The sequence below is a fragment of the Sphingobium indicum BiD32 genome (genome assembly GCF_000382885.1).
GTDB lineage: Bacteria > Pseudomonadota > Alphaproteobacteria > Sphingomonadales > Sphingomonadaceae > Sphingobium > Sphingobium japonicum_C.
In genome coordinates this window covers 14,831-27,287 of sequence record NZ_CAVK010000245.1, presented here as the reverse complement: position 1 = coordinate 27,287, position 12,457 = coordinate 14,831, and the positions used below count along the sequence as shown (strand labels likewise).

Genomic DNA, 12,457 nt, shown 5'->3' with positions numbered 1-12,457 from the left:
CCCGCAACGTAGCTGATCCCGGTATCAAGCTCCGGCCCATTGTTCGCGGCGATGAAATCCCGAACCCGCCCCTGGAACTCCAATTGTTCAGGCGTGTAATTCCAATCCAAACGTCCCTCCCAATCACCTCATGGTGGTAGCAACTGTCAAGCCGCCGCATGGCCAGTTTGCAGTCTTCGTGTCCACCATGACGTTTTCTTCGATCCGCACACACCTATCCAGGGATAGGCCTGCAAACCTCAAACCATTCTTCTAAGCCGCTCAGTTGCCTCAAAACAGATTGCGCGATTGAATCTTTGCGGACGGCTGGGCCCCGCGCCACATGCATTCATTTGGGCGTTGCTTAGACTATTTGGAACTTTCCAATCCGGCGATCCAAGCTTCGACCAGATGCGTCCCTTCCGCATTTCCCTTGGTAATATCGAGGCCTCGGTCTGCTACAAGTGCGGCGGCAACCGCCAGAAAAACAAATGCGGCCCCTTCTGGAGATGCGGTGCCTGGATTTCGGTCGGTCCTTTCAAATGCTTCCTGAAGAGCTCGCGCGATCTTTGTCCGGACTACCTCTACATGCATCACAAGTTGTTCGCGCAGTGCTTCATATCGGTGTCCGAGGCTCATGATTTCCATTGTTAGCAGACCGCTTGGAGCTCTGGTCTGAAGGTTCCACAGGGCTTGGAGCGGCTGCTCCGCTTTCAGTGCCTCGTCGATTTTTCGACAATGTCCTTCAGCGAGCTGCTGGAAGAAAGCGATCAGCAAATCTTGGGTCGTTTCATAGTAGTAGCGCACAAGGGAGGGGTTCATGCCAGCTTCTGTGGCGATGCCTCGAACCGTCAGGGCGGAGGCGCCCTGATTGCTAATGAGTCGTTCAGCGGCTTCAAGAATCAACGCCTTCGATTGTTCGGGCTGTAATCTGCGCCGCTTCTGCATCACCACCTACCTATTCCCCGGCGTTGCCGTTGGTTCTGATATGATCCCCCTATCCGTCCTTGACAGCGCACTCAACGCGAGATAGCAATCCACTATTGCCCATGTAGGCAGTAGTGGATTGCTGGGAGCGCTGGAGCGGTTTCGACTTGCGCAAGTTCATTTCGCCACGGAGGAAGTTATGACAGTTGAAGCAGTCGAAGGCCTTGCAGTTCGGTCGGTTACGCAAGAGGAGGTAGAGTTTTTTTTCGAGAACGGATGGGTAAAACTGCCGGGATTGATAAATCGCAGCGCCGCCGCGGAGTTACTTCGCCGAGCCAAGCGAATATTCGGTGAGGATGGTCGTGCTGGTCTCGAACCGATTTCAGATAAGGCTGTGCTCAAGGTCAAAACACAGGGCTGGTTTCGCACGGCGGTGCCGATTTCTGAAAAGGACGAAGCATTTCGTGAACTTGCCTCGTCGGAAGACTTGGGGCGCAACGCCGCCCGCTTGTTCGGGCGCGACAGTTCAATCCGGTTGACCCTTAACAACCTCACCTGCAAGCTGCCCGCTGACACCGAACGTGGTAAGGGCACGGATTTCCATCAAGATACCACGCAGCATATGGCCTTTGAAGCCAATACCATGAATATCTGGATTGCGCTCGACGAAGTGACGCCAGATATGGGCGCGATGCAATTTTACTCCGGCTCCCATAAGCTTGGGAATCTGGGTGATCTGCTCAATCCCGCGACGCTGGAAAGCTGGGAACCACGACTTGCACATTCCTGTACAAAGACGGACCCGATCTCCCTGCAGCCTGGCGATGCGACAGTGCATACCAACCTGATGATTCATGGCACCGGTCCGAATCTCACAAACCGCCCCCGCTGGTCGTACATAGGGATGTATTTGCCCGCCGACACCCGGTACACAGGCGCGGACAGCTTCTATACCAACGGGCTCGAACTGAAGCCGTGGAGCGTGATTGATCATCCGAGTTTCCCGGTGATCTACGAAGGGAACGTATGAAGTTCGGATATCCGCCTCGGCAGTGAAGGGGCGTTTTCTAGTTCCGAATGGAGCTTTGGCGACACGATTTGGCCGTGCATGATGTCTCGGGATCATGCACGGCCTCTTTGATAGTTGGGACAGCCATCAGTCTGGCGGGATGGAATTCTGGATCGAGGTTCCTTCAAAGCCCAGCGCGTCTGGCAGGCGGCGTCAGCTGTCAGCCCGGTGCGGGTGTGTGTGAGGAACCGTGAACGAAAGTAATCGGGACCATGTATGAGTTGCTGCGCGGCCTTTCGGTTTTGGAGGCATCTTCTTTCGTCGCTTCGCCCTCGGCGGGTCTTTATTGCGCACAAATGGGCGCGGAAGTGATCCGGGTGGACCAGATCGGCGGCGGCCCGGACTTCCATCGCTGGCCGGTTACTGAATCAAACGATTCACTCTACTGGGAGAACCTCAATCGGGCGAAAAAGTCGGTCGCGCTCGATCTGGGCAGACCGGAAGGGCGTGAACTGCTGCAAGCACTGGCGCGTTCCACAGGGCAACTGATCACGAATTTCCCAGCTGAGGGCTTCCTTGGCCATGATAGGCTGGCCGCAGGACGGCCCGATCTCGTAACGGTACGCGTAATGGGTTGGCCCGACGGATCCCCGGCGCTTGATTACACCGTGAATAACGCGGTCGGCTATCCGATGATGACGGGGCCGGGGCCGGAGCCAGTGAACCATGTTTTGCCCGCCTGGGATCTGTTGACTGGTGCCTATGCTGCTTTTGCGTTGCTGTCGGCACTGCGCCGCCGTGATGCCACGGGGCAAGGCTGCGAAGTGAGAGTGCCGTTGTCGGATGTCGCTATCGGCACCGTCGCCAACCTCGGCGGCGTGGCCGAAATGCTGTATGCACGAACTGATCGTCCGCGGCTTGGGAATGTGGTCTATGGACTGTTCGGGCGCGATTTCGTGACAGCTGATGGTGTACGCACGATGGTTGTGGTGGTGACGCCGCGACAGTGGGCCAATCTTGTTGCCGCCCTTGGGGTGGGAGACGCGGTGGTTCGACTAGAAGCCGAACGAGGTGTTTGTTTTGCGGAAGATGACGGATTACGCTTTGCTCATCGTGACGCATTATTTCCTTTGTTTAATGCGGCGATCGCCGCCCGCACGCATGCCGAACTTGTGGTCGCCTTCGATGCTGGCGGGATAGTCCATTCAGCCTATCGCACCATGCTGGAGGCAGTAGACGATCCTATCATGGTTAGAGATAATCCGATCTTTGGACAGGCGCACAACCCAAGCGGGCTTGTCTACCCTGCTGCTGGTGCCTTTGCCAGTGTGTCGGAGATGGAACGTGCCGCTCCTTGTCCCGCGCCGCGCAACGGACAGCATAGCGAAGAGGTACTCGCCGAGCGGCTTCAGCTAGACTCGAGCGAGATTGGTCGCCTGATTGACGCCGGAATTGTAGGAACAAGCGAGTGATAAATCTAACTATCTCGCCGAACTCGATAACTGCTTGAGTGGTTGCCTGACGGTCGCGTGATGAGCGATCCGTCGAGCAAGTCCGCGCTTAGATAGTGCGAGAGGTGCTGCGGCCAGAAGAAAACGTCGGGTTCGAGACGATGGGCGCCGGCGGGTGAAGGTTTGCCGGCAATCGTTGAAAGGGCTGCATGATGCGGGAACTAGAACAGGCAATCAATGGTGCTTTGGTGTTTCGTGATGCGGCGCTTGTGGCGTTGAGGAGGCGGTTGGAGGCTAACCCGATTGATGCTGAGCAGCGCGCCGCGCACGGCTTTGCCTGGGTGGCGACCTCGGTTGCGGCTCTCCACGCGGTGCTTGGCTGGTTGGAGCGCAACGGCGCGGCCAATCCCTTGGACGGTAAGATCGCGCGGCTAGGCTTCGCCGAGATAGTGTCGCAATTGACCGGCGGCCTGCCTATGGGTCAGAACGAGATTTTTCGCCCAATTGACCTCGATCTTAGCGAAGCCGCCTTCGCTCTGCGCGAAGCGGCATTAGGCGTAATCAATGGCGATCATGCGCAGCTGCGCGCAGAAGTGGCGACCGCGCTGGGCGAGGGACAATGGCCGTCGGAGTCATTCCACGACAGCGACCTCGATGCGATCCGCGACCAGTACCGCCGGTTCACCGACGTCGAGATCATTCCCAATGCCCAGAAGTGGCACCTGGCCAACGAGTTGATTCCCGATGAGACAGTGCGGCGGATGGCCGAACTTGGCACCTTCGGGGTGTGTATTCCCGAGGAATTCGGCGGGTTGGGGTTGAGCAAATTAGTCATGTGTTTGGTGACAGAGGAACTGTCGCGGGGTTGGATCGGCACCGGTTCGCTTGGCACCCGTTCGGAAATTGCCGGAGAACTGATCGTGTTTGGTGGGACGGCGGAGCAAAAGGCCTACTGGCTGCCTCTGATTGCAAGCGGCAAGGTGCTGCCTACCGCGGTGTTCACCGAGCCGGACGTCGGCTCTGATCTCGGTTCGCTGCAGACTCGCGCCGTGCAGGACTCCTCGGGCGACTGGGTGATCAACGGCGCCAAGACATGGATCACGCACGCTAGTCGCTCTGACCTGATGACGATGCTGACGCGTACGCTGCCTGACGCGAAGGGCTATTCGGGGCTGTCGATGCTGCTGGTTCCCAAGCCGCGGGGTACCGCTTCCGACCAGTTCCCCGCCGAAGGCATGGCCGGCAGCGAGATCGAGGTGCTCGGCTATCGCGGTATGCGTGAGTATTCGCTGTCCTTCGACGGTCTGCGCGCGCCGGCCGACGCGCTGCTGGGCGGCGAACAGGGTCAGGGTTTCAAGCAGTTGATGCGCACCTTCGAGGGTGCTCGTATCCAGACCGCTGCGCGTGCCGTCGGCGTGGCGCGCCGTGCGCTCGAACTGGGGCTCGACTATGCACTGAACCGCAAGCAGTTCGGTAAGACGATCGTCAAATTCCCGCGCGTGGCAGACAAGCTGGCGATGAGCTTGGTCGATATGGTCCTGGCTCGTGAACTGACTTACGAGGCGGCGCGGGCCAAGGATTCGGGCAAACGCTGCGATATCGAGGCGGGCATGGCAAAACTGCTGGGCGCTCGCGCAGCGTGGAGCAATGCAGATGCTGCATTGCAGATTCACGGCGGCAACGGCTACGCACTCGAATTCGAGATCAGCCGCGTCCTGTGCGACGCGCGCATCCTCAACATCTTCGAGGGCGCTGCCGAAATCCAGGCACAGGTAATCGCCAAAGGAATGGTAGGAGGGCGCAACTGATGAGCGAGTGGAGCGACTGGATCGGCCGTGAGGAACAACGTCAGGATCGGATCGATGAGGGCCATGTCATCCGCTGGCTGGCCAGTCTCGATCGTGATTCTCCCCCCGATGGATTGGTCCCGCAGGCCTTCCACTGGTGTCTGTGCGTGCCCGATGCGCCTACCGCCGTGCTCAACATTGATGGCCATCCGCGCCGCGACGAGAACCCCGACAGCTTCTTGCCGCCGGTCGATCTTCCGCGCCGCATGTGGGCATCGAGCGCGATTCAATTTCATGCGCCACTACGACGGGGCGAGGTGGTGCACCGGGTGTCTAGGGTTGCCTCGATCAATGCCAAGCGAGGCGGTTCAGGCGTGCTAGTCTTCGTTGACGTAGAGCACGAAACACACGGAGAGCAAGGTCTGGCGGTGAGCGAGGTCCAGTCGATCGTCTATCGCGAACCAGCACCGGTCGGCAGCCCGCTGGCGCCTTTGGCGCTCGACGAGGGACGGTTCGATCCAGCGCCCTGGCAGGTGCATCGTGTGGTCACGCCTAGCGAACCGCTGCTTTTCCGCTTTTCCGCACTGACATTCAATAGCCACCGTATCCACTACGACTTGCCTTATGCCACAGCCGAAGAAGGTTTTCGCGGCTTGGTCGTGCATGGTCCGCTGACGGCTACCCTGCTCCTCGATCTGGCACGACGAGAGTTTGGAGATAACGTGCTTAAGAGCTTTGCCTTCCGTGGCAATTCGCCGGGAATTTGCGGAGAAGCCCTGCACTTGGTGCTTCGACGGATAGATAATGTTCTGGAACTGGGTGCTTTCGCGGCGGACGGCCGCAATATTATGAGCGCTAACGGCGTTCTGTGAGGCGACATAGCCTGTTAGGACCGTGTGGGCATCTCCCCTTTCACCATTAACTCCTTGGGATTGCCGTTCAAGTTGTTCGCCATGCGGCTCGTTTGTTTCCTTTGTTTTAAATAAATTGCGGAATAGCGCAGCTTCACACCCGTCCAGATATTGGTCACAGAGTTTGTGAACCGTGATCGACGGGCGGGCCTGGGGCCAGAAGCGGACCCCGTCCTCCATCGCCATCCCGGGCTTGGTCCGGGATGGCGACAATTTGCGAGGATAGAAAACCGTCTCTCAGCTGCTCCGCGAGTTTGCAACCTCTATGATCGCCTTAGGATTAAGAGGCGGCACGCGGCGTGCCCAGCACCACGAAACAGATGATGCATGGCTCTGTCCCTCGGTTCTTCCAGGCGTGCATTGCCCCATTCTGGACCAGGACATCGCCCGGCTTCAGAGTTTGCTCGGTACCGTCACCCTGAATTAGCGTCATTTCGCCGGCAAACACAAAGCCGAGATCAATTGAGTCAGTCGAGTGCATGCCTGTGTCGAGATTATGCTCGCCACCACTAACCACGGCACTCGCTAGTTTAGCGTATTCTGGGTCTTTGGGAATTGACGACAGAGCACCTTTGGCGCCGAAGCCCGCTGGAAAGGTGACTGTGTTGATCCGCATTCCGCCGGTCCGAGGGAAAACGCTGTCGGGCTGATATGGTCCTTCGGGGCAAAATGGCAGACTTGGCATTTGTTCCCAGCCCCACACCGGGTACCACTGTGCCCCTCCGCCCATCTCGAAGGGAGCGATTTCCTCCACATGGGTGTAGATGTGTTTGTCATCGGATGTCTGCCCTGTGACAATCCTTCTCATGCGCATAGCGAGCCTCTCATGTATCATTGCGAATGGAATTTCTTGTAAGCAGCACCGGCCATATCGAAAATGTCGATATCTCGGCACTCCAAAACCGCGCTTCTGCTATATCCATATATTATAGCTTATGGGCTCGAGTGGTGCTGTCAAGTGAACGGTCCTCTGGGCTCTGGACCCTTTTAAACGCGATTTGGGGGCTAGATCACCGAACGGATTTGCGGGTCGACCAGGGTGCATACGCTGCCTGCGGAAGGGCGCATTGTCACAATGGAAGGATAACGTGCGACGGTTAACGCGGACGATGCCTGCGAGTGTGAAGTTTGAACAGAACCTGCGTAGCCCATCCGATAATCGCTTACCGCGGAAATTGATTCGTGCGGTTACGAAGCTTCCGTGCTCGTGCGATAATTTCCTGCGCTTGTTTCAGGTGAGGGCCGTCGAGCATCCGGCCGTTCCGCACCACGACGCCTGATCCCGGATTATTGTCGAATAGCGCTATAATTTCCTCAGCGTCGGACACTTGGGCGTCGGTTGGTGAAAATACTGTGTTGATAATCGGAACTTGCGAAGGATGGATTGCCATCATCCCAGCGAAACCCTCACTTGCAGCACGCAATGCCGTTACCGCCAGGCCATCGAGGTCAGGCACATTCGCATAAACGGTTTCTATGGCTGCCGTTTCCGCAGCCCGAGCCGCAAAGAGCGTCAGATTGCGTGCGGTCTCTAGCGGAGAAAGTAGCCGGCCGTCACTTGCACGACTAGATGCTGACCCTAGCGCCGCGGCCAAATCCTCAGCGCCCCATGTGATACCCAAAAGATGTTTGGTGATATTCGCGTAGCTACCCAGGGAAAAGAGCGACGACGGCGTTTCCGCGGCAATCGGCAGAATTGGAATATCGACTTCCAACATCTGCAAGAGTTCAACCACCGATGTTGCCCCTTCGGACTTCGGTAACATGATGGCGGCGATCCGGTTTCCGCGGATGATATCGATATCTTGCCTGCAGTCATTGGTATCGAGCGCGTTGATGCGCACGATGACATCGATCTCGTTAGCGATGCCGCGATTGAGGAAGTCCGCGACCGACTGCCGGGCATATCCCTTGATCGCCGGAGCTACGGAATCTTCAAGGTCAAGGATCACGGCATCGGCGCCCGCCTTCACTGCCTTTTCCATCCGTTCGGGCCGATCACCCGGGACAAAGAGGAGGGACCGCGGTTTCATGAGGAAATCCGCTGTGGTGCTTCGTTCTGCGGTCGAAGGCCGTCACTTTTCTCCAGCCAGGCCTGCACGTTCGGCAATTTGTCGAGCTGACTGACAGCCTCGGCAATGCCATGAAGCTGTTCTCCGATCACCGGCCGCGCCAAACCCTCGAACTTCGTAAAGATCGCGTCGTCGGACAAGAAGTTTGCCGGTTCACCGAGGGGAATTATTACAGTCTTGGTGTGACGTTCTCCGTCAGCCTCGATAGTGATTTTGCCTGCCATGTTCACTGGAAATTCCGCCTCGATATCGGGGTCATGAACGCAGTCAACCTTTGCCATGAGTGCCCGTACCGCAGGATCGTCGAGCCTTTTGTAACTGTCCCAGGTCATCTCTCCCGAGATCAACGCCATCGAGAGCACAAATGGAGCGCTGAACTGAGCGCCAACGAGATTGGTTGGATTCTGTTTGGCTTCGAGAGGTGCTCCAACTAGCAGGAGCCCGGCGCGTGATAGTCCGTAGGTGACGCGATCGATTTTAGACGTATCGAAGCCGGATTGTGTTCGCAAAGCGAGTGTCGCGTCGATTCCCGCGTGGCCATATCTGCATGAAGGATATGGCTTGATGCCCGTGGCCATCGTCTCAAAAACAAGTCCGAGATCCTGACAGACGCGCTCGGGCTGCGGGGAGGGTGCATAGCCTTGCAAGAACCCGTGTCTTCCCTCCAGAGCTGCCCTCGGACCTCGGTAGCCTTCGCGCGCCATGAGCGCGGCGGAAAGCCCCGATTGTGAGGCCCATCCCACCTGGAACGGTTTAGTCCATGCTCCATCGGCGAGAAATTGGAGGCTGCCAGCACTTTGGCTTAGCGCAATTCCAAGCGCGCTTTCGATCTGATCGGCATCGAGACGAAGAATCCGGCCCGCTGCGGCAGCTGCACCGAAAACGCCACATGTGGCCGTTGGGTGAAAGCCGCGTGCGTAGTGATCACCGGCTGGTAGAGCTAGGCCAATCCGGCAGGTCGTCTCATATCCGGCGACGATTCCTGCGATGAGATCGGCCCCGGAAGCGCCTGCCATGGCAGCGGCGGCGAACGCTGCCGGAATCACTGGGGCGCCGGGATGCAAAGTGCTCGGAGCGTGGGTGTCATCGAAGTCAAGCGCATGGCCGAGAGCTGCGTTCAGAAATGTTGCGCCGACCGGGCTCCATTTGCGATGGTCTCCGAAGACTTGCGCACCTCCGCCTTGCATGCCTAATGCAATGGCTCCCGCCTTCAATGTCGCTGCCGCCGGTGCATCTGCGTTGGCGCGGATAGTGCAGCCCATGAGGTCGAGAACCAAGGCGCGGACACGGGGGACTACATCGATAGGCAGTGCGTCGGTACTTAGCGTTGCGCAGAAGCGCGAAAGTGTGGTGGTTACGGACATGAGTGAAGCACTTCCATGTGTTGCTCCGCTTTTCATATCTGGTGCTCTTGTATATTAAACCAACAGAATCAGACCTGTGATATACCAGAAAGTTATATCTTATGGATGTGGACTTCAAGCGGTTGGCAAGTTTCATGTGGATTGCCGATCTGGGTTCTCTGAGCCGGGCGGCAGACAGAATGCGGGTCGCTCAGCCGGCGCTCAGCCGACAAATGCGCTTGCTGGAGGCGGAGCTTGGGGTGGCGTTGTTCGCGCGCCATCGGCGGGGCATGTCGTTGACACCTGCTGGTGAGGAACTGCGTTCAAGGCTTGTGGGGCCGTTGCGGCAGATCGATATGGTGATCGAGGACATTCGTTCTCTTTCCAGTGAGGTGGCTGGAAACATCGCAATTGGCGTGCCGCCGACCGTGAGCCTCGTATTGGCTGGTTCTCTTGCGAAGCGCGTAGTGAGCCAGGCGCCAAATGTGTCCCTACGTGTCGTAGAGGGCTATGCGGCGCACCTTGTCGACTGGCTTCAACGTGGCGAAATCGACGTCGCCATTCTTTATGGGCCGGCTGCGGACCTCCAACTGAAAACGGAAGAGCTTTTGGTTGAGGATATCTGCTTGGTCGGGTCTGCTGAAAGTCACCTTTCCGCCGCTAAGAGTATTGAATTCAGGGAGCTTACAAAACTTCCACTGATCTTACCCAGCAGACCGCATGGCCTAAGAGTCGTTGCCGACAATGCTGCGGCGAAAGCAAAGATGAGACTTGATGTTAGATTCCAAGCGGACTCGTTTGTGTTGATGAAAGAGCTTGTTGAATCAGACCTGGGATATTCGATGATGCCTTACTCTGCAGTGGCGAGGGAGGTAGAAGCTGGACGCTTATGTTGGGCGCCTATAGTTAATCCAATAGTGCGCCGACAATTGGTTCTTGCTACTCACCCGGGAGCCACGTCACGCACAGCGCAAACGCTGACTAAGATTATTCGACGTGAGATTTCTGAGTTGGTAAACAGTGGCCGGTGGTCGGCGCAAATTCTCTTCGAAAAAAATTCGCTCGAGTGATCTAGTCGCGAATATCCACCTAACTTGATCGGTCACGAAATCCCGGCTTCGCTTCCTGACTCTGAGAAGAGCGGCCATAACGGAAAGAGATTTTGGGGGCGAACTGTCGAGGCATTCGAAGGGCCATGGGCTGTTGCTCGAGTTCCAGGCGCGCCGTCTTTCGAAACGGATTTAATGCATTTCTTTGGCAGAAAACGTTGGCGAAGACCGCTGTGGCAGCGGTTGCAAGGCATCCGTCCACAGAAGTCGCGGCATTTCTCAACCTGAGCAGCAGCGCTTGCTCAACAGCAACTTTCTACCACGCTCACAGACAGCTTACTGCTTCAAGCCCTACTTTCACGGCCAAACGTCATTCTCCACTATCCTCCGATAGGTGAAAGCATTTTATCCCAGTGTCTACCAAAGCGGCAACAGGCCTGCATCGCAAGTCAGGCGTGTCTCTAAGGGGCGCTCGATTTCAACGGGAAGCCTGATGAGGAGGGGGGCAAAATGATCGAAGCCGATTTCGCGCTCTGGCTCGCCCGTGAAATACTGCCGCATGAAACGGCTCTTCGTCGCTGGCTGAGGAAGCGCGTGCCTGAAGATCTGACGATGGATGACGTTGTTCAGGAAACCTATGCCCGACTCGCGACCATCTCAGCGCCATCGGCCGCGCAGAACTCGCCATGAAGTACACCAGCGCACTACCTTGGGCGGCGTGCACGCGCACAAATCGGTCGATGCTTGTTCAATGAGACAGGCGTGGAGCACTCCGCTAGCGGCGGCTGCAGTTCGAGGCGCAGCGCACAGTCTCGTTCGCCCAACCCTCCTAGCCGAATTGTCGGCGAAGGTCTCCGTGGGAGCGGCGGTGAGGGATATCCGGTGACAGACTAGGGTCAGGACCCATTGATATGAGAGGCGCGATCTGATTCAGGCTCCGTGAGGAGACTGAGCATGAGCGACCTGTACTGGCTGACCGAGGAGCAGATGGATCGTCTGCGCCCCTACTTTCCCAAGAGCCACGGCAAGCCGCGCGTTGACGATCGGCGGGTGTTGAGCGGCATTGTATTCGTGAACCGCAACGGGTTGCGCTGGCGGGATGCGCCCAAGGAGTATGGCCCCCACAAAACACTGTACAACCGGTGGAAGCGATGGGGTGATATGGGCGTGTTCCTTCGCATGATGGAAGGGCTGGCTGCTGAAGGCGCCGAACCAGCGACGGTCATGATCGATGCGACCTATTTGAAGGCGCACCGCACGGCTTCGAGCCTGCGGGTTAAAAAGGGGATCTCGGGCGCCTGATCGGCCGCACCAAGGGCGGCATGAACACCAAGCTTCACGCCATCACCGACGCCAACGGCCGCCCGCTCAGCTTCTTCATGACCGCCGGGCAGATCAGCGACTACACCGGAGCTGCGGCTCTTCTGGACGATCTGCCCAAAGCGAAATGGCTGCTGGGGGATCGCGGCTATGACGCCGACTGGTTCAGGGAGGCTTTGCAGGCGAAGGGTATCAAGCCCTGCATTCCTGGCCGAAAATCCCGACTTCAACCCGTCAAGTACGACAAGCGCCGGTACAAACGTCGCAACCGCATCGAGATCATGTTCGGCCGCCTCAAGGACTGGCGTCGTGTCGCCACACGTTACGACCGGTGCCCGCAGGTGTTCTTCTCCGCCATCGCACTCGCAGCCACCGTCATCTTCTGGCTCTGATCAACGAGTCCTGACCCTAGGTGGCATTGTCGGCAGAAGACGTACTTAGCATCGTTCCGGCGAGCTCACACGGAGAAAACAGCGTTGCTGAGCGCCCACATCATCCTCGGTCGAAGGGGTACGTGGAAGCTCTGACAAATCCGTGATGGCATTCCTAGCGCCTGCCCACGGGATCACGTTGTGATCGATTTGGAGAAGTTGATGGAGGCACCGAGAT

The 12,457-nt window shown here is 57.6% G+C and carries 11 protein-coding genes; 7 read left to right on the top strand and 4 right to left on the bottom strand.

What is annotated here, in order from left to right; genetic code table 11:
- Positions 1-348: 348 nt before the first annotated feature.
- Entirely contained in the window at positions 349-927 is a 579-nt protein-coding gene (locus EBBID32_RS21525; RefSeq protein WP_037492407.1) for a TetR/AcrR family transcriptional regulator, read from the bottom strand.
- Between the two features lie 178 nt (positions 928-1,105).
- On the opposite strand from EBBID32_RS21525, the gene EBBID32_RS21520 reads away from it, so the two are divergent.
- The 4 genes from EBBID32_RS21520 to EBBID32_RS21505 all read left to right on the top strand — a co-directional run bounded on the left by EBBID32_RS21520 (position 1,106) and on the right by EBBID32_RS21505 (position 6,025).
- Positions 1,106-1,936: a phytanoyl-CoA dioxygenase family protein gene (locus EBBID32_RS21520; RefSeq protein ID WP_081628156.1), complete on the top strand. Its 831-nt coding sequence runs from the start codon at positions 1,106-1,108 to the stop codon at positions 1,934-1,936.
- Between the two features lie 251 nt (positions 1,937-2,187).
- Positions 2,188-3,387 (top strand): CoA transferase, encoded by a 1,200-nt coding sequence (locus tag EBBID32_RS21515; RefSeq protein ID WP_006967044.1) that lies wholly within the window; start codon positions 2,188-2,190, stop codon positions 3,385-3,387.
- Between the two features lie 191 nt (positions 3,388-3,578).
- Positions 3,579-5,174 (top strand): acyl-CoA dehydrogenase family protein, encoded by a 1,596-nt coding sequence (locus EBBID32_RS21510; RefSeq protein WP_006967043.1) that lies wholly within the window; start codon positions 3,579-3,581, stop codon positions 5,172-5,174.
- A complete protein-coding gene (locus EBBID32_RS21505) occupies positions 5,174-6,025 on the top strand; it encodes an FAS1-like dehydratase domain-containing protein (protein WP_006967042.1) in 852 nt (283 codons plus the stop codon). Before EBBID32_RS21510 ends, EBBID32_RS21505 begins: the two co-directional genes overlap by 1 nt.
- 319 nt (positions 6,026-6,344) lie before the next feature.
- Here the strand turns inward: EBBID32_RS21505 and EBBID32_RS23320 are convergent, their stop codons facing one another.
- The 3 genes from EBBID32_RS23320 to EBBID32_RS21490 form a co-directional block, all read right to left on the bottom strand.
- On the bottom strand, positions 6,345-6,872 hold the full coding sequence (locus EBBID32_RS23320; RefSeq protein ID WP_196805718.1) for a cupin domain-containing protein: 528 nt from the start codon (positions 6,870-6,872) through the stop codon (positions 6,345-6,347).
- Positions 6,873-7,227: 355 nt separating this feature from the next.
- The gene (locus tag EBBID32_RS21495) at positions 7,228-8,097 is read right to left on the bottom strand and encodes an HpcH/HpaI aldolase/citrate lyase family protein (RefSeq protein ID WP_037492406.1); all 870 of its coding nucleotides are present in this window, start codon (positions 8,095-8,097) and stop codon (positions 7,228-7,230) included.
- Positions 8,094-9,500, bottom strand: coding sequence for an MmgE/PrpD family protein (locus tag EBBID32_RS21490; protein WP_006967039.1), 1,407 nt, complete (start codon positions 9,498-9,500; stop codon positions 8,094-8,096). The genes EBBID32_RS21495 and EBBID32_RS21490 overlap by 4 nt, the downstream gene beginning before the upstream one ends.
- 101 nt (positions 9,501-9,601) lie before the next feature.
- Here EBBID32_RS21490 and EBBID32_RS21485 point away from each other — a divergent pair, with 101 nt between their 5' ends.
- The 3 genes from EBBID32_RS21485 to EBBID32_RS23865 all read left to right on the top strand — a co-directional run bounded on the left by EBBID32_RS21485 (position 9,602) and on the right by EBBID32_RS23865 (position 12,240).
- A complete protein-coding gene (locus EBBID32_RS21485; RefSeq protein WP_051093404.1) occupies positions 9,602-10,549 on the top strand; it encodes a LysR family transcriptional regulator in 948 nt (315 codons plus the stop codon).
- 489 nt (positions 10,550-11,038) lie between these two features.
- Positions 11,039-11,218, top strand: a complete 180-nt coding sequence (locus EBBID32_RS21480; protein ID WP_006967034.1) for a hypothetical protein — start codon at positions 11,039-11,041, stop codon at positions 11,216-11,218.
- A gap of 264 nt (positions 11,219-11,482) precedes the next feature.
- A protein-coding gene (locus EBBID32_RS23865; protein WP_156022650.1) for an IS5 family transposase occupies positions 11,483-12,240 on the top strand; the annotation gives its coding sequence in 2 pieces (ribosomal slippage) (positions 11,483-11,816 and positions 11,816-12,240; 759 coding nt in all).
- Positions 12,241-12,457: the final 217 nt, after the last annotated feature.